We start from the raw sequence: 20,025 nt of genomic DNA on the forward strand, positions 1-20,025 counted from the left end.
CGTGGAATAATAAAACGGCGCATCGAGCGCCGTTTTGTTTAGCTTCTCTCTATCGAACTGACTATTTCCGCAGTGAATGAATAAATAAGCGATACCATTCGCTATTGGCGGTCGGTAGCGTGATTTCAACCTGCTCTAACCGCTTCAGCGTCTGGCTGCTATCGTAATCGATGGTTGTTTCCAGCAAAGATTGATAGAAGTGATCCAATTCCTCATCGCTGGACGTCATCATGTCCTGAATCAGCGGGGTGATAGGTAAAATCTCTCCTTGTTGATAGCGGCGATGCGCCTCGCGGAGCCACTGACGATGGGAAACCACGGTCATCGGCTGCGGCAAATGAGCATTTAACTGCTCAATAAATTCACGTCGAGACATTCCTTCCATAGCGGAAAGGTGGAAGATATTGTCCGTCGGATAATAGCTGGAACCGAGATGTGCCAGAGCCTTCGCGGTGTAATCCACCGGAGTCAGCTGGATATCGCCGTAGACATCATCGAAGGCCATCCCCATCTGAACGCTGCTCTTAAACAGACGGTAAAATGCCTGTAGCTCGTCATAACGCGCCAGCTCTGAATCGGCGGTAATCAGGCCTAGGCGGAAAATATTACAAGCAATGCCACGGGCGACGGCCAGATTGACAATTTCCTCGCCAACCCACTTACTCGCCACATAGCCTTGATCTGCAATGTGTTGCTCATTCTGAATTGATGACTGCTCGTTCACCACACGATGGCCTTGCTGCCCAATCGGGCTGAACACGTTCAGCGTTGACGCGAAATTCAGAATTTTGCGACTTCCCTGCGTGGTCAGACGCAGCAGTTCAACCAGTCCGGCAACGTTGGCTTTATACGCCATTTCAAATGATTCAAGGTGATTCATGCTTACAGCCGAATGGAAGATAACCCCCACGTCCTGCGCTAAGCGTTGATAAAGCAGGTTGTCGATACCCAGTCGCGGCGCTTTTATATCTCCTTGAATAGTGATGATGCGTTGCTCGTCTCCTTTGCGCCACAGCGACCATTCGGTAAGAATATTTCTCAAACGCTGCAGGCTATCTTGCGGGTTATTACCTCGTACCAGACAGTAAATTTTGCTGTTGGTACTATCCAGGAGTTCTCGCAGTAGGAAACGTCCCACAAAGCCCGTGGCACCAGTGAGGAAAATATCATTTCCCTGACTGATAGACTGCGGCTGTGGCTGAATATCTTCCGGTAGCAGCGCGTGTTGACGCAGGTTAATCACGTCGCTGACGCGAGCTTGCTGAGTGATTCGGCTCGCCAATTGTTTTACCGTTGGTGCAATAAAGATGTCACTGACGCTGACCTTATCGTCGATAGCGGCGTTGATCCGATTTGCCGCGCTAACCGCCAGCAACGAGTGGCCGCCCAGTTCGAAGAAGTGATCGTGGCGACCGACTTTTTCGCGGTCTAACAGGCTTTGCCAGATTTCGGCAATCGTGGTTTCCAGCCCGGCTAACGGCGCTTCATAAGGTTGATGTAGGAAGGCATTTTCCTGCGGAGCCGGTAAAGCCTTGCGATCCAGTTTACCGTTTGGTGTGATCGGCATGCTATCCAGCAGCACATAGGCGGCGGGTATCATGTAATCCGGCAGGCGGCTTTGCAGGTAGTGACGCAAAGCCATAGGATCCGGCGTAGGCGAGCTGGCATCAGCCACCAGATAGGCTACCAGCCGCTTGCTGCCTTTGTTGTCATCCAGCGCCAGCACTGCGGCTTCACTGATATTCGGGTGATCGTTAAGCTGAGTATCGATTTCGCCCAATTCAATGCGGAATCCGCGAATTTTAACCTGATGATCGTTACGGCCGTGGAACTGTAGCCGTCCGTCTGCAAGATAACTGGCCAGATCGCCGGTGCGATACATGCGAGCGCCTTTAACCGAACTGAAAGGATCGGGCAGGAAGCGCTCGGCGGTCATTTCTGGCAGGTTCAGATAGCCGCGAGTGACGCCCGGCCCGCCGATATACACCTCGCCAATAACGCCTCTCGGCACCAGATTACCTTGGTTATCCAACAGATAAATACGAATATTCGCCGTTGGACGGCCAATGGAATCAATATGGCTGATACCCAGTTTAGGTGAGTGAGTGGTCGCGGTAATGGTGGTTTCCGTTGGCCCATAACAGTTCACCAGCTCTGGTTTATCAGGGTAACGTTTGAGCCAGCGCGCGAGCATTTCCGGCGCGGCGGCTTCCCCGCTGATACATATCAGTCGCAGAGCGTCCGGCAGCGGCCCGCGGCTCTCTTCGCATAGTTTGCGCCAGAACTGATAAGGAATATCCAGATAGCTAATGCCATATTGCTCACACAGCTGCCAGAAATCGGTGCTACCTGCCAGCCATTGATCGTCCCGCAGCACCAAAGTCGCTCCAGAGGTTAACGCGGAGAATATCTCAGACACCGACACGTCAAAGGTGGTGTTGCAGAATTGCAGTACCTTATCCTGCGGGCCGAGATTCCATTGGCGGCACCAGGTCACCATTTGTTGCACCAGATTGCCTTGCTCGACCAATACTCCTTTTGGGTTGCCGGTTGAACCAGAGGTATAGATCACGTAGGCCAGATTCTGTGGAGCCAGATTTGGCTGCGGATTTGCCCATGTTGCCTGTAACGGAGCGCTTACCGCAGGCAGTAATTCGTGAGGAACGCTGCAGCCTTTAAACAGCGGCAGTGTCGCCGGTTCAGCCAGAATAGCTACCGGTTTAGCATCTTCCAGCATGAATTTCAGTCGTTCAGGAGCAATATCATGTGGCAAAGAGAGATAAGCGCCGCCGGCCTTCAAGATCGCCAGAATGCCGACGATCATTTCGGGGCTGCGATCGGCGCAGATCGCTACCCGTTCTTCCGCTTTGACGCCCTGTTCGATCAATCGATAAGCCAGATGATTGGCTCGATTATTCAACTCGCCGTAGCTCAATGAATAGGCATTATTCACTAAAGCAATGGCGTCTGGGTTGCGCTCCGCATGTTGCTCAAACAAATGATGGATACACAGGTCGGTAGGATAGGACTGCGCCGTCTGATTCCACTGCTCCAGCAGTAATTGCCTTTCTCGATCGGCAATCAAATCAATCTGGCCGATGAGTTGAGCGTCGTTTTTCACCATTGCTTCCAGCACCGCGAGTAAATAGTGCTGGTGGCGCTGAACGGTGGCTTCATCAAATAGTGCGCAGGCGTAATTCAGCGAGCCGGTAATGATTTTATTGCGTTCCCCTAAGCTCAGCTCTAAATCGAATTTCACCCGACTGACCGGTGGTTCCTGCAATTTCACGTCCAATCCCGCCATGTTAAGCGCGATATCGTCGATATTCTCCAAAGCAAACATCACCTGGAACAGCGGAGTTTTATCCATGCTGCGTGGCGGCTGGAGGATTTCTACCACTTGCTCGAACGGCAGAGCCTGATGTTCCTGCGCGTCGAGAGTGGTTTTCCGCACCTGCGCCAACAGATCGGCAACGCTTGAGGTAGCGGATAGATTGATACGTAACGCCAGAGTATTGACGAAGAAGCCAATGACGTCTTCGCATTCAGCCTGGTTACGGTTGGCCACTGGAGTACCTATGACTAAATCATCCTGACCGGACAGGCGCGACAGCACGATCGACCAAGCGCTGAGCAGCGTCATAAACAAAGAAGTGCCGTGTCGGTTACTCAGGCGGCGTAGCTCATCAGAAAGCTCGCTACTGAGTATGATAGGCAGACTGGCGCCGATAAAGGATTGCTGAGGCGGGCGCGGCCGGTCAGTTGGCAGCGTCAGGCGTTCTGGCGCACCTGTTAGCAATTGCTGCCAGAATTTCCCCTGTTCATGCCAGACTGGGCTATTGCGCCATTGCTGCTGCCAAACCGCATAATCTGGATATTGAATTGGCAACGGAGGCAGTGGGTGAGTGCGTTGTTGCAACAGTGCAGAGTAAATCACTCCCAGTTCGCGCACCAGAATTTCCATTGACCAACCATCGGTAATAATATGGTGCAGGGTTAACAGTAGAATGCTCTGGTTATTTCTCAGGCGCAGCCAAGTGGCTTGTATCAGCGGGTCCTCCGCCAAATCGAATATTCTCCTCTCTTCCTGACGGTATATTTCCTCTACTTTTTCTGCGCTATTTGCCTGTTCTTGCCAATCATACTCAACTAAAGGTATGCCTGATTGACTCTCCCGAAGTATCACCACAGGTTCATTTTGTTCGGATGAAATAAAGTTACTCCGCAATGATTCATGACGTGCATATAAGACATTGAGCGTTTGCTGCAGTATCGGAATATTCACATCGCCGCTTAATGCTAACGCCATCAGCACGTTATAGTTGGAATCACTGTCGCTAAGCTGGGACAAGAACCACAGGCGCTGCTGGGAGAAGGACAGTGGCAGCGGTTTATCCCGCGTAGCGGGAACAATAATACCAGCCAGCGTGGAATCACCCGTTTGATCTTCACGGTTGATGACTTCCGCCAGTTTGTTTAACTGCGGGTTATCGAACAGTGCTGCCAGTGGAATGCTGATATTGAGCAATTGCTGTAGTTGGCTAATTACACGAACTGCCAGCAGCGAATGCCCGCCTAACTCGAAGAAATGGTCGTTTCGGCCGACTTTTTCTACGCCCAGCAACTCTTGCCAGATTTCTGCTAGCGTGGTTTCAATGCCAGCCTGCGGTGCTTCAAAATCGCGATGAATAAAAGCGTCTTCCTGTGGAGCAGGCAAGGCTTTGCGATCCAGTTTTCCATTTGGCGTAATCGGCATTTCGTCCAACAGAACGTAAGCCGCGGGGACCATGTATTCTGGTAATAGCGCGGCCAAATGATTGCGCAATGTTGCAATATCAGGGCGAGGCTGTTCCGTATCGGCTACCACATAGGCCACCAGCCGTTTGCTGCCTTTACCGTCGTCCAGTGCTAGCACCGCGGCTTCCTTCAGCTGCGGATGGGAATTGAGCTGGGTTTCAATTTCGCCCAGTTCGATACGGAAACCACGGATTTTCACCTGATGATCATTACGTCCGTGGAATTGTATGCGCCCATCTGGCAGGTAGCTGGCCAAGTCGCCGGTACGGTACATACGTGCCCCGTTCACCCGACTGAATGGATCGGGTAGGAAACGTTCGGCGGTCATTTCCGGTAGATTAAGATAACCGCGCGCAACGCCTGGCCCACCGATATACAGCTCGCCAATGGCTCCCTGCGGCAGCGGATGACCGTGCGGATCGAGCAGATAGATCCGGTTATTGGCAATAGGGCGACCAATGCTATCCAGCTGCGTCTCCCCTAAAACCGGTACGTGGGCCGTCGCAACTACCGTAGTTTCGGTCGGGCCATAGTTGTTAACTAACTGTGGTTTAACCGGATAATGGCTTAGCCAGCGTTGCAGTATTTCAGGCGCGGCGGCCTCACCGCCGAAGAAAAGGGTTCGCAGCGATGGAGGCAACGGGTAGTCACTTTCTTCAGATAAACGGCGCAGGAATTGGTAAGGGAGAATCGCACGACTAATGTTGTAATGTTCGCATAGCTGCCAGAAAGTTTCGGTGCCGGACAGCCATTGATCGTCGCGTAAGACCAGATTGGCACCGGAAGTCAGTGCGGAGAAAATCTCGCATACCGAGGCGTCAAAGGTAGGGTTACAGAATTGCAGGACGTTATCACCCAGCCCAATGTCCCAACGCATGCACCAAGGGCTAACCAATTGCACCAGATTACCGTGTTCGACCATCACGCCTTTCGGGTTACCGGTGGAGCCGGAGGTGTAGATAACATAGGCCAGATTTTCGGGGCTGACGGCTACCGTCGGATTCGGGATTTCGCTATAGCTTTTTCCATCATAGTTTTGAGTGATATCAGATATCAGGCACAGTGGAATATTGCAGCCGCTGAAACGATGTTGTACCTCGCTTTGCGCCACAATCGCCGCAGGTTTGGCGTTTTCCAGCATAAAATTCTGACGTTCTGGCGCTGTATCCGGCGGAATGGACAGGTAAGCCGCACCGGCCTTGAGCGTGGCCAGCATAGCGATAATCATTTCTGGCGCACGATGGCTGCAAATTGCGACCTTATCCTCGACTTTGACGCCCTGAGCAAGCAGGCGATTGGCCAAATGGTTAGCCAGACTATTTAGCTCGGCGTAGGTCAGGCACGTTTGTTGATAGGTGAGCGCGATAGCTTCTGGATTACGCTGTGCCTGTTGTTCAAATAATTGATGGGCGCAGACATCTAGCGGATAAGGCTCCGCGGTCTGATTCCACTGATTGATCAGTAGGTTGTATTCACTATCGGAAAGTAACTGAATACGATCGACCGCTAGGTTATCGTCACGAACCATCGCCCGCAGAACGGAGATCAGATATTGCTGATGGCGTTCAATAGTCGCCCGATCAAACAGCGCGGTAGCGTAGTTCAGAGAACCCACGATCGAACGCTGACGAGTGCCTAAATTCAGTTCGAGATCGAATTTTACGCGTGTAACCTGTGGATCGATCAATTCTACATTCATACCGGTTAGCGCCGGGGCGACTGCGTCGAAGTTTTCCCAGGCAAACATCACTTGGAACAGCGGTGTTTTATCCATGCTGCGCTGTGGCTGAAGTAATTCAACGACCTGATCAAAAGGTAATTCCTGATGTTCCTGCGCGCTGAGGCTGAAGTCGCGTACCTGTGCGAGAAGTTCCGCCACGGTAGGCGCTTCGGCAAGATTAATTCGCATCGCCAATGTATTCACGAAGAAACCGACCAGCGTTTCGCATTCTGCCGCCTGTCGGTTTGCTACTGGCGTTCCGATCACCAAATCTTGCTGCCCGGAAAGGCGAGATAGTACGACAGACCATGCACTCATTAATGTCATGAATAGCGTGGTGTGATGTTTTTGGCTCAGACGACGCAAATCGTCCGATAGCTGTTGATCCAGAACGATAGGAACCGTCGCACCGAGGAAAGACTGCTGAGCCGGTCGCTGGCGATCGGACGGCAAAGTCATGCGTTCTGGTATGCCCTGCAATTTTTGCAACCAGAATTGGCCGTGGGCATGCCACTCTGGGCTATCCAGCCACTGTTGCTGCCACTGCGCATAATCAGGATATTGCAGTGGTAACGCCGGTAGTGGGTTGGGTTCGCCTTGGGACCAGGCTGAGTAAAGCACCCCCAGTTCACGAGCTAGAATCTCCATTGACCAGCCATCGGTGACGATATGGTGGATAATCAACAGCAAATAATGCTCGCTGACGGCGGTATGAGCCAGACTGGCGCGGATCAACGGACCGTGGGCGATATCAAATTTATGGGCGATTTCATGCTGATACAGCTGCCAAAAATCTTCATTGGCATGAGATGACGTAGCGAAATCATACTCTTGCAGCAGCGCTTCCGTACCAACCGGTAGCAGTTGAACGTAGCCGACCCCGTTTTCCGCGTGGAAAACCGACCGCAATGCATCATGACGGTCCAGCAAGTGGTTAAGACAACGCTGTAGACGTTGGGCGTTAAGTTCACCGTTCATTTTCAACAATAATGGAACGTTATAGTTCTCATCGTTGTTCCCTAGTTGCTCAATAAACCACAGTCGGTTTTGCGGGAATGACAGTGGAATCCGCGCATTAGCATCAATTCGTGCAATTTGTGCGGCCGTTTGTGGTTTGGCCTGAGCAACTAATAATGCCAATTGAGCAAGAGTTGGCTGGGCAAAAAACGCCCCCATGGTGATTTTGCTCTGCCAGCGGGATTGCACCTTACTTAATAGCTTCATTGCCAGCAGCGAATCCCCGCCAATAGCAAAGAAACTGTCGTTGCGCCCAATTCTCTCCTGACAAAGCACGTCTACCCATATTTCATGTAATTCTTGCTCGATGTCTCCTTGAGGAGCCTCATAGGATTCGTGCACATAGGCACTAAAATCAGGGGCAGGCAGCTGCTTGCGATCGATTTTTCCGTTAGGAGTCAAAGGTAAATGATCAACGACAACATAGGCGATAGGCAGCATGAATTCCGGCAATATCGGGCTCAGGAAATCCCGCAGATGGCGTGGTAGGTCTTCCGTTTGGGGATTTTCTGCCAGTACCAGATAGCTAACGAGTTGCTTTTCCCCCGATGCATTTTTATAGGCAATAACGACGGCTTCATTGACCTGCGGGTGGCTCAATAATTTCTCTTCAATTTCGCCAGGCTCAATACGATAGCCGTTGATTTTTACCTGCTGATCGTCACGACCTAAATATTCCAGAGAGCCGTCGGCAAAATAACGCGCCAAATCGCCAGTGCGATACATACGCAGATTCTTCGCACTGAAAGGATCGGCGCTATAGCGCTCTTCGGTTAGCGCAGGTTGATTCAGGTAGCCACGGGTCACGCCGTCGCCGCTGATATACATTTGCCCCACGGCGCCGAAAGGCACAGGTTTTAACTGATTATTCAGCAAATAAATGGCTGAATTGGCAATAGGTCGGCCAATGGTGGGCAGTGAATGCGAAGCATCAATCAGTGCCACGGTAGCGTCAACCGTGCATTCGGTCGGGCCGTACACATTGAACGCGGTAAAGTGGTTGAACGCTGACAGACGCCGCCAAGTCTGAGGAGACAAGGCTTCCCCGCCGATCAAGAGAATCAGTTTTTCCATCTGATTAGGCAAATCGGAGAGTAATAACATTTCCAATTGGGTTGGCGTGCAGTCGAACACGTCAATGGCGTTGTCTTTAAGGAATTGCACTAACCGGGCTCCATCAACGCGAACATCTTGCGGAACGATATGGAGCTGGTGGCCACTCAGCAAGCTGAGGAGGCTTTGCAATGAAGCATCAAAGGAGATGCTGGAGTTAAGGCAAACCTTTGATTGTTTAGGGTAATAATGGAAAATTGCCTCGTTCAACGCGTAATACAAGTTCATAACCTGCGCATGTTCGACCATCACACCCTTTGGTCGGCCGGTGGAACCAGAGGTAAATATTACATAGGCAAGTTGATTAACCGAAAGCTGGGGTAACTGCGGTGGCGTATCCGGTGTATCGACGGCAAGTAAGGCATCCACGTCGTAGGTACGGACATCACTGCTACCGGTTAATATTTCCTGACCCAATGAGTCAACCAACAACACTGCTGGATCGGCGTCATGAAGCACATCTTTTAAACGTTCGCTAGGGTAGGCGGGATCGAGAGGAACGTAACAGCCGCCTGATTTCAGAATCCCGAATAGCGCCGCTATTTGTAGGCAACTACGCTCCATGCACAGGGCAACACGCATATCTGCCTGAATGCCTAAACCCACCAAATGGTGGGCAATACGGTTAGCCAGCCTATCAAACTCTAGGTAAGTTAACTGCCGTTCGCCGTGACAAATCGCGATGGCATCGGGCGTTTTTTGCACCTGTTGTTCAAATACGCGGTGAATACAGCTATGGTTGTTAAAGTCGTATTCCCTGTGATTTAGCGTCTCCAGTAACAGTAATTCTTCAGATTTAGGAATAAAATTAATTTCGCCAATAGGCTGGGAAAGACTCCCTATTTCGACGCTATTTTTCAATCCTTGTAATATATGACTATTAATTTGAGTGATTCGATTTTCAGCTAAATAGGCGGCATTATAAATCCAGCGGAATTGACCGTTTAAGGCGTTGATTTGTAATGTCAGTAGCGGGAAGTTGTCGGGATTTATCTTGGAATGAATAAGAATGTCGCCATCGGTAATGGCCACTGCTAATGCATATAACGGTTTGTTCTGTGATAGTTTGGTATTTCTCTTCAGGGGTTCATGGCGCAGTATGATATCTGTTGCATAACTTTGAGCCTGATTGATTTGCTTTATTTCTTTATTAAGATTTTCTGTAACATCAGCCAATGATGATTGATCATAGATATCAGTCACATCCATCGGAACCCAAGGTGAAGAAAGTTGAGAACAGATATCTTCGCCCTGACGAATGGCGTGATAGCCAAGCTGGAAACTCTGTTCGCCAGAAAGACTATGCAGGTAAGCGGCATACAGACTGATAATGTTTGACCATGAGTTATCGCCGGAGTTTGATAACTCGGAATATTGCCATTCCCCAATAGCTAAACTGCTGTCTCCTTCGGTCTTATCAAGATAATAAGGGAAATCTACTGGATTGAATCTTTGAAGCTTTTCCAGCCAGAAAGGCTCATGCGTAGCCAAAGCGGCCAGTTCGGCTGATAGCGCGTCGGATTGTTGTTGGCTGAGAATAGGTAGCCGATCGCCAGTGGTCAGATTACCTTGTTCGGCTAAGGCAGTGGCTAACACCGGCGTGCCGTCCAGCGTGCTGAAAGCGCTGATTCTGATATCCGTCGTGAGGGTCGTTACCTGCCAGCCATCATTTATGCTATCCAGACGCACCAGCGTGCCTGGGGCGGATAATGTTTTTTCTGGCAAGGATTCAACCTGATTGACGATGAATAACTTATTGTTAATTAATATTTTTAACTTGGTTACCGCGGGAGGGACACCTGCCTTTTCTGATAATGCCAGTGCCAGATTAGCGATTTGCTGTGCATCCTGTACCTGCCAGTTAATCACGGCGGCGGACAGTGGGTTTCGGATGTTTTCAAACAGCGTTCTGCGAGGGGAATTGGCCCGCGCTTCCATGATTTGATGATCGACTTGCCCAATGGCGTTAAGTGGATTGGCCGCCAGTTGCTCAAGGATAACGCTGAATCGACGGTGGTGGTCGAATATATCTTCCAGGCTATGCAGCCTGTCACTTCCGTAAAAACTGATGGATAGCCCTTTACCGTAACCTTTATCGTCGAATACGACAGAAAAGCCGTGGGTTTGAGAGCCTTTTGCTTTTATCCATTTGGTCTCGCAGTGTCGGAAGGGCGTACCGCGATCAAATAGCATCAGGTTAATCGCTGGGCCGAAACTGAATTCCTGTTTGTTTTTTCGTAATATATTTTCTCCGCGGTAGCGCTGATGTTTTAATATCTTTGTCAGCTGCTTATTCATGTTTCTGGCAATATCCAGAATATTATCAGTGGGAGAGATTGTAACTTCTAGAGGTAAGGTATTCGATGTCATTCCTATCAGATTTTTGGATTCTTTACCAATACCTGTTACCGGAAAACTGAAACTGAGCTCATTAACGCCGGTCAGGGTATAGAAGTGAGCGGCGACGGCCGCAATATAAATGTGCGTTGGCCTGAGATTATTGTTCTCAGCAATGAACTCTATCGCTTTATTAACAGATTCATCGATATATTGTTCTTCTTTTAATATATTCCGATCGTTAGGACTGTGGCTAAGGAATGAAAGACGGTTAGCGTTCTGTGAGAACGAATCCCAATAGGATTTATCCATATTGAAGCGTTTTGACTGTAGATATTCAATATCTTTCTTGGCCAGTAAGTCGGGTTCGTCAGGAATAATAGCCTCCGGTTCTTTCCCAGAGATTAATTCATCATATCGGTCGCTGATGCGTTTTGAGATAAGCCCCAAACTCCGACCATCCATAATGATATGGTGGCATCGCTGATAGTAAATAAATTTATTTTGCGGTAAACAAATCAATGAAAAGTTGAGTAGGTTTTCATCTTCCGGCGAAATTAACGTAGTGATATCAGCCTGTATCCAGGCGTCCAAATCGAAGCTTTCATCCAAATGATCAGTTTTATCAATTACATGTAAATTTATGTCAAGATTGTTATCTACATATTGATATAACTCGCCGTCGATGGCCTTAAAGCGGCTTTTCATCGCTGGGGTTTCTGCAACAATGTCACGGAGCGCTGTTTCGAAAACAGAGATGTTTAAATTTCCATTAATTTCCGCATATTCGGAAATATTAAAGGGTAGTTCTGGTGATAATTGCTGTATCAGCCAAACTTCTTTTTGCCCTAATGTTGCCGGGGAGTAAACACAGTTTCCTTTATTCTGCTTAATGCTGTCCATCTTACTTTTCCCTACTGGATAAATGCCAATTTGTCATACTTATGTGGAAAATGAATACGGGAAATAAATAGCACAAATTTATTTTATTGTCACAGGGGGGTAATAAAACGCCAGTTATTATACCTGAATGGACTAACCTTATGTTTTAAATGAATTTATTCTCAGAATAATCGTAATAAATACCCGTTATTTGATTTAAGTCGAGTTCATCATTTAAGTAAATGGGAGAGAGAGCAGTTGATGCTAATGAATCGCTATTCTGATGAGTTGAGACAATCTTTAACTTGTTAGATATCACGTATTAATCTTTATCTTATTTACCCCTAATTAGTATCCTGATAAATTGGCAAATGAATAATATATGGTTAATATATTAGGTAAAAATATCTACGGTGATAAATTAATTATTTAACGTGTAATTTAACTTAAAGAGGACCAATCCATGTTGGTTGGATATGCCCGTGTCTCTGCGGATGATGAAAAATTGAATTTACAACGCGATTTTTTAAATCAGGTAGGGTGCGAACGGTTATTTGAAGACCATTTCAACGGAGCAAAAGTGGAACGGCCCGGTTTACAACAAGCGCTAAACTTTGTTCGTGCTGGCGATACACTCGTAGTGTGGCGATTAGACCGTCTGAGTCGTTCACTTAAAGATCTGATTGGAATGATGGCATTATTGGAAACAAAAGGCATCGCGCTAAAAAGTATTGAGGATGGTATTGATACCTCGACTAGCTCGGGGGAGCTTATTTTCCGACTTTTTGGCGCTCTGGCTAACTTTGAACGTAATGTGATCAAGGAAAGGAATCAAGCAGGATTAAGGGCTGCGCGCGCCCGGGGCCGTAATGGCGGCAGACCAAAAGCGCTGAGTCAGGATAAACAGGATTTGGCGGTAAAACTCTATGATGAGAAAAATTATACCGTGGCGCAGATTTGCCAGATGATGGGGATCTCTAAGCCTACGCTGTATAAATATCTCGGGGCCGCCAGAGGTGGCCGCACGGAATAGAATCCATGTCTCTCGGTCGATCATTGTAGCGTTCAGCGGGGTGTATGTTAGGGAGTGATTAATGTTAATCACGCCTTGATGGCCGTAGAAACCCAGCGTCAGATCTGGAGACAGGGAGGGATGTCTTGGGGCGCAGATGTTCGCCCCAATAAGGAAAGAATCAGCCTAATAAAGAATCAGCCTAATAATGCACAGTTTGGCGGTAGGCGACATAAGAGTGCCGCAGGCATCACTTCAATTCGGAACTGGCTACCAGACAGGGGTTCGCCATCCAGATTGAATCTGATGTCATGGGGCGCGCTGATTTCCAGCCAGGGTAACGTGGCGTCAATGACATTTTTGTTTTCTTCGCCGCTGAAAAGGCTGGTCAGCAGTGCGGGCAAAATTTCGGTGGCTGTAAGCAGCCGCAGCTGTAGTAATCCGTCATTAATCAATGCGTTCGGACAAAGTTCTTGTCCGCCTCCGGCCTGCTTACCGTTGCCAATTCCGATCACCAGCGCTTCACCAGACCAATGAAAATCGGGGCCGCGGATCTCGCATTGATCGGCTTTTAATGTGTCCATACGCATTAAACCGTGGACAAAGTATGAGGCACCGCCCAACGCCGATTTCAGCATCGCAGGCGTTTCGGTAGTAATTCGCGCGCCAAATCCCCCTGTTGCCATATTGATAAAATAACGGTCGTCATTAACTTTAGCGATATCAATAGGAACGGCACGGCCTTTTATCGCCAGCTGCAAGGCATTATCGATTTGCAGAGGAATACTACAGGCAGTGGCGAAGTCGTTAGCCGTACCGAGAGGCAAAATGCCCAAGCTGGGAAGCGTATGGCTGGGTTGTAAAGCCGCTAATGCTCCCGCGACCTCATTGATAGTGCCATCTCCACCGCCTGCAATCACGGTATCGACCCCCAGTGCGATAGCCTCGTTGACATAACGGGCGGCATCTCCCTGTTCCCAGGTGGTACGCACATGTAGGGTTAATCCCTCATCCCGCACGTTTTTTACTGCATTACGCACTTCTGGATTTCCGCCTTCTTTACCGTTGAGAATAAGAAGGCTGAGTGGCGTTTGAGTCATAACATGCTCCGGAGGTGGTAGGTTATATCACTAACAGTAAACCATAACGCTTTGCTCTGACTATCAGATTATTTGAGTTAAATCGCAGAAAATAAAAAGTAAGATCGGGTTGGTAGATGCTTATAAATCGGAGATAGCGGAGATTTACTCTGGATTAGAATTAAACTATGTTAGGAGTATTATTACGTTAATTTTGGTTAATAAATTAAGTGAAATTGATTGGGTTATTAGCAATTATTTTAACGTGTTTAGTTAATTATTTAGTGCTAAAAAATAACTATAAATTCAATTGGTTATTGGGTTTAAAAGAAAAGGCCGGCCCAAGGGAGATTGGGCCAGCCAAGGAGGTGGTTCCTAGTCTTGCTGTCTAACTATTTTAGTTCTTTATTGTACTCGAGCTATAGTACCTTGTAGACATTATAATAGATGTGATCCATTTCTAATATTTGTCAAAAATGCCACTCAGTGAGTGGCATTAGATATTAAGTCTACATACTACTGTTTTTCATGCGGGTTACGCGTATTAGTTCCATCCAGATTACGGATTAGCAGCGCATATTCCACATCGATTTCTTCGGGAATTGGCAAATACATGATATGCCCATTTCCCGGAGCAATCTCAGCAACTTGGCCTTTTTTATCTAGCATGCTTTCCAGCGTAAATTGAATATTGCCAGTTGGGGTCATTAATTCGACGCTATCTCCGACGGAGAATTTGTTTTTAACCACCACTTCCGCCAACCCATCTCGACGGTCGCCGGTAAATTCTCCAACAAACTGCTGCCGCTCGGAAACCGAGTAGCCGTAATCATAGGTTTGATGGTCTTCATGGACGTGGCGACGCAGGAATCCTTCGGTATAACCGCGGTGTGCCAAGCCTTCTAGCGTGGTGAGTAGCGAAGGATCGAACGGTTTTCCCGCCACTGCATCATCGATAGCGCGGCGGTAAACCTGAGCGGTGCGAGCGCAATAGTAGAAGGACTTGGTACGGCCTTCAATTTTCAACGAGTGAACGCCAAGCTGAGTCAAACGTTCTACGTGCTGAATTGCCCGCAAGTCTTTGGAATTCATGATATAGGTGCCGTGCTCATCTTCAGAGGCGGTCATATATTCCCCTGGACGCATGGCTTCCTCAATCATAAAGACTTTATCGGTCGGTGCGCCGATACCCAGAGTTGGTTCGACATTTTTCACCGGAATTGGCTGGTGAATATGCACGATATTGCCGATATCGTCCTGTTTGCCTTCTTCAACTTTATATTCCCAACGGCAGGCATTGGTGCAGGTGCCCTGATTCGGGTCACGCTTATTGATATAGCCGGAGAGTAGGCAACGGCCGGAATAGGCCATGCACAGTGCGCCGTGGACGAAGACTTCCAGCTCCATTTCTGGCACCTGTTCGCGGATTTCAGCAATTTCTTCCAGAGATAGCTCACGGGATAAAATCACCCGAGTCAGCCCCATTTGCTGCCAGAATTTTACCGTTGCCCAGTTAACCGCGTTGGCCTGCACCGACAGGTGAATATCCATCTGTGGGAAAGCTTCACGGACCATCATGATCAGGCCGGGATCGGACATGATCAGTGCGTCCGGCTCCATATCGATCACTGGTTTCAGGTCGCGTAGGAAGGTTTTTAGCTTCGAGTTGTGTGGGGCGATATTCACCACGACGTAGAACCGCTTGCCTAAGGCATGGGCTTCCTGAATCCCTAAAGCCAGATTTTCATGATTAAATTCATTATTGCGAACGCGCAGGCTATAGCGAGGTTGACCGGCATACACGGCATCGGCACCGTAAGCGAAAGCATAGCGCATATTCTTCAGCGTACCGGCTGGAGACAGTAATTCAGGTATAAACATGGGAGATTCTCAGTCTGAGTTCAAGTCAGAACCACGCCCAGAGGGAGTGGCAAAAGCCGATGATTGTAGCGCCGGAAAAGCGGAAAATCAGCCCTTGCATAATTTTTGTAGGGTTTAAATGATTTGGATCAAAAATAGCGAAGAAGTGCGCGGCCAGTCACTGCCGCGCTGTCGTCAGTAGGGTACAAATCACTCTATAGCGTCAGGTCTTTAATGGTGGTGGTGGCACCGTTTTTCATTACGGAGGCAATGCCATTTTTTGCTGCGGCTTCAGAACTATAAGATTCACTGACGCCGATAACCTGATGATTCTTAGCTTTCAGCACAAAGTAAGGTTCATTTTTTACGTTGTGCTTTAATTCGTATTGAGCTTCCAGGGGAGAATTGCTTTGGACTGATGCGATACCGTTTTCAGCGGATGCTTTACTGGCGTACATCTCGCTGGAGAGAATGACTTCATTATTGCCGGCTTTCAGATTGAAATAATATTGACCGTTCTTCGCTTTTTTAAGCTCGTAGTAGCCGATGGCCATAGTGTTTCTCCTGTTGGTTGAGTAGTCTCCTAATCAGTGTAGTCAACGCTATCCATAATGGAGATTTGCGTACCTGACTCAGCCAACATAACGCACCTTTGGCATAAAATACATTAGAGCAAACGACCCATTTCTGCCTCCCATCGGTAGCCCATTCCATATACTGCGCGGATAAAGGGTTTTTCTTCATCGAAGGATTCCAGTTTTCGTCGCAGATTTTTTATATGACTGTCTATGGTGCGATCGGTCACGACCCGGTAGTCGTCATACAGATTATTCAGCAGTTGTTCACGGGAAAATACGTGCCCCGGTTGCATCGCCAGAATCTTGAGCAAACGAAACTCTGCTGGAGTGAGATCCAGCGTGTGGCCCTGATAGCTCGCGTGGAAACGTGACTCATCAATTTGTAGCGGTGCCATGTCACTAGGCATTTCTCGCGGGCTATAGCAGCGGCGCAGAATAGTTTTCACCCGAGCCACTACTTCCCGTGGGCTATATGGCTTGCAGATATAATCGTCAGCGCCGATTTCCAGCCCGAGTAAACGATCGATTTCCTCCGTTTTCGCGGTGACCATCACGATAGGCACATCGGAAAAACGACGTATTTCGCGACAGATACTGATGCCATCGCTGCCGGGCAGCATCAAATCCAATAGGATAATCGCTGGCGGAGTTTGCCGTACCGAGGCGATGACTTCAGCGCCATTGGTCAACCATCGGGTCTGGTAGCCTGCGGCCTGTAGATAATCCACCAACAGTTGCCCAAGCTTAGGCTCGTCTTCAACGATCAGTACCGGGCCATGCTGGCCTGGCGCGAAAATGGCTTCATTCATGGAGATTTATTTTCCTAGTGAATGTGACAACGGAAAGTCTACCTTAATCAATACGCCGCCCAAAGGTGAATGTTCGGCGGCGATTTTTCCGCCGTGGGCTTCGACGATATTATGACAAATGGCCAGACCCAGCCCCGATCCGCCGCTGGCTCGGTTACGAGAGCTTTCTGCGCGATAAAAGCGTTCAAAGATCTGCTGTAGCTGTTCGTCGCTGATACCGGGTTTGCTGTCTTGCCAGCACAGCGTGAGGGTGTTGTCATCGAGACTAATACTGATATTCAGTTGCCCGCCGTTGTTGGTGTAGCGCAGGCTGTTTTCCATCAGATTATGGAATAGCTGGGTGAGGCGATCCGGATCGCCAAATATTATGGCCTGTTCGGGTAAGTGAGTTGTTACCGCCAGCCGTTTCTGCTCGATGCGACTTCGGAAACTGGCGAGCGCCACCTGCAATAAATGCACCAAATCCAGCTGAGTTTTACGGTAAGCCAGTGCCCCGCGATCGGACAGGGAAAGCTGATGCAAATCGTTGACTAGCTTGGTTAACATCGCCACTTCGGCTTGCAAGGAGTTGAGTGATTCCGGTGTAGGTTGGCGAACACCGTCCTGTAAGGCTTCCAGCTCGCCACGTAGCACGGCCAGCGGTGTCCGTAATTCGTGAGAGACGTCGGCCATAAAGTCTCGGCGCATTTGCTCATTTTTTTCCAGCGAACTGGCTAACTGATTGAAGTCTTGTGCCAGCCTTCCCAGTTCATCGCGGCTACTGACAGCGACTCTGGTGCTGAAATCCCCGGCGGCCAGCCGATGGGTGCCTTCCACCAAACGTTTTACCGGAGCCAGCATCCCTCGCGATAGTACCCAAGTAACGGCGGCGGCTAGCAAAGTGGAGAGGGCGACAATCATCCAACTGGTGCGGCGTTGCTGCAGGTCAAAATTGATATCGGCATTGCGAGTGAGTTTTTCTGGCGGGGTGGCGATCACCCAGCCGACTATCTGATTGCCGTATTTTATGGGAAGGCGTGAACCCTCTTTAGGCACTAATCCGGTGTGACCAACCAACAGCTTAAAGTGACTGTCTACTACCCAAAACTGGGTGCGCCAGCCACGTGGCGGCAGATTATGGCTATTATCGCTGTTTTGCTCGAAGGATCGCATGATTTGATACACCACCCGATCGTTATTACGCAGGAAATTCCAGTTGCCGTAGTGCTTGTATTGTTCTTCCAATGCGTCGCCCAGCATGGCGATGCGTTGCTCATTGCTGTGCTTGATATAATCGATAAAACCGCGCTCAAAGCTAGCTCGCACTCCCCAATGCATGGTGATTAATACCAACATACAGGTGGCGAAAATCGCCATGAATAACTTACCGGTAATGCCAATTCTCATGCTGTCCTCATTTCTGGCCTGTTGTATCCAGAGTGCGGTTTTTACGAATATCCTGCGGTACTTTGGCAAAGATTAATGCCGGTAAGGCAATGACAATCGCCATGCAGATATAGCTGTAAAGGAAGGCGCTGTGGGTCGCCGGTGAGTTAGTGACGACCTGATTGTGGGCAAACAGACCGAGAACGATCCCGGCGACGCTAACACCCATACTCATAGCCAACTGCATGACCATGGATAACAGACTGTTCCCACTGCTTGCCAGCCTGTCAGGCAAGCCTTTCAGGGTTAGCGTATTCATAGTAGAGAAGCGCAGAGCGTTGAGCATTCCCTGGAAGAATAAAACCACTGGCAGTAGCCATAGCCAGCCCATCAGAGCAACTAACGGGAAGCTTAGGCTAACCACAGCCAGCAGTAGAGTGGCGTTGACCAATACCTGACGATAGCCGAAGCGGTTAACCACTCGCACGATAATTCGTTTAATTCCCATGCTACCAATAATCATGGGAATCATCATCAGACCGGCGTGGAACGGAGTAAAACCCATGCCAATTTGCAGGAAAATCGGCGTCATAAAAGGCAGCATTCCACTGCCGATACGCCCTGCCATACTGCCAATTAGCCCTAAAGTGTAAACTTTATTCTTGAATAATCGTAGAGAGAATAGGGCAGAAGGGTTACCTCTGGCGTGCCACCAATAGCCCAGCAGCGCCAGCAGCCCGCAGACAATTAATCCAACAATGGCGGCGGGATGCAGGCCAAGTCCTTTATGACCGTCGAGCGCCAGCGTCAACGTAGCCATACCGACTGCCAACATCAAAAAACCGCTGATATCAAACCGGCGGGTTTGCATGGTGTAATTAGGCATCAGCATCAGAGTGGCAATAGCGCCGATCAATCCAACCGGCAAATTAATCAGGAAAATCCAGTGCCAACTGGCGTACTCCACCAGAAAACCGCCGAGCGCTGGCCCCATCAGCGGGCCAACCTGTCCAGGCAGAGTAACAAAGGCCATCGCCGCCATATATTGCTCGCGCGGAACGATTTTCATCACAGTTAAACGACCAACCGGCACCATCATCGCGCCGCCGATGCCTTGAATGACGCGGGAGAAAACTAGCTCATTCAGGGACGCGGATTGAGCACACATCAGTGAGCCAATGGTGAACAGAATAATCGCTGAGAAAAATACCCACTTCACGCCAACCCGATCAGCCAGCCAGCCGCTGGCCGGTAGCATAACTGCCACGGTCAGCACATAAGAAACAATCACCGACTGCATACGCAGCGGGTTCTCCCCCAGACTGGCGGCCATTGACGGCAAAGCAGTGTTGACGATGGTGGTATCCAGCGCCTGCATGAAAAAGCCAAAGGCGACGATCCACAACTGCCAGCGAACCGACGTGGACTGAAGCGGCGTTGGCATTTCGGGGGACAT

8 protein-coding genes are annotated in these 20,025 nt (G+C 49.2%); 1 reads left to right on the forward strand and 7 read right to left on the reverse strand.

What is annotated here, in order from left to right; all coding sequences use genetic code 11:
- Positions 1-61 precede the first annotated feature (61 nt).
- Positions 62-11,887, reverse strand: coding sequence for a non-ribosomal peptide synthetase (locus AD970_RS02940; RefSeq protein WP_049596855.1), 11,826 nt, complete (start codon positions 11,885-11,887; stop codon positions 62-64).
- A gap of 442 nt (positions 11,888-12,329) precedes the next feature.
- On the opposite strand from AD970_RS02940, the gene AD970_RS02945 reads away from it, so the two are divergent.
- Positions 12,330-12,899 (forward strand): recombinase family protein, encoded by a 570-nt coding sequence (locus AD970_RS02945; protein WP_049596856.1) that lies wholly within the window; start codon positions 12,330-12,332, stop codon positions 12,897-12,899.
- Positions 12,900-13,075: 176 nt separating this feature from the next.
- Here the strand turns inward: AD970_RS02945 and yegS are convergent, their stop codons facing one another.
- From yegS to mdtD, 6 genes are all read right to left on the reverse strand, one after another.
- Complete coding sequence (gene yegS / locus AD970_RS02950; protein ID WP_049596857.1) at positions 13,076-13,978, reverse strand: lipid kinase YegS; 903 nt, start codon at positions 13,976-13,978, stop codon at positions 13,076-13,078.
- Between the two features lie 495 nt (positions 13,979-14,473).
- Positions 14,474-15,838, reverse strand: coding sequence for a prephenate-dependent tRNA uridine(34) hydroxylase TrhP (gene trhP, locus AD970_RS02955; protein ID WP_049596858.1), 1,365 nt, complete (start codon positions 15,836-15,838; stop codon positions 14,474-14,476).
- A gap of 194 nt (positions 15,839-16,032) precedes the next feature.
- Positions 16,033-16,371, reverse strand: a complete 339-nt coding sequence (locus AD970_RS02960) for a YegP family protein (RefSeq protein ID WP_049596859.1) — start codon at positions 16,369-16,371, stop codon at positions 16,033-16,035.
- Positions 16,372-16,484: 113 nt separating this feature from the next.
- Positions 16,485-17,204, reverse strand: coding sequence for an envelope stress response regulator BaeR (baeR, locus tag AD970_RS02965; RefSeq protein ID WP_049596860.1), 720 nt, complete (start codon positions 17,202-17,204; stop codon positions 16,485-16,487).
- Positions 17,205-17,210: 6 nt separating this feature from the next.
- The gene (gene baeS, locus AD970_RS02970) at positions 17,211-18,590 is read right to left on the reverse strand and encodes an envelope stress sensor histidine kinase BaeS (RefSeq protein WP_049596861.1); all 1,380 of its coding nucleotides are present in this window, start codon (positions 18,588-18,590) and stop codon (positions 17,211-17,213) included.
- A 7-nt stretch (positions 18,591-18,597) separates the two neighbouring features.
- Positions 18,598-20,025 (reverse strand): MFS transporter, encoded by a 1,428-nt coding sequence (gene mdtD, locus AD970_RS02975; protein WP_084728107.1) that lies wholly within the window; start codon positions 20,023-20,025, stop codon positions 18,598-18,600.

Source organism: Yersinia nurmii, from assembly GCF_001112925.1.
In the GTDB taxonomy this organism is placed as follows: Bacteria; Pseudomonadota; Gammaproteobacteria; order Enterobacterales; family Enterobacteriaceae; genus Yersinia; species Yersinia nurmii.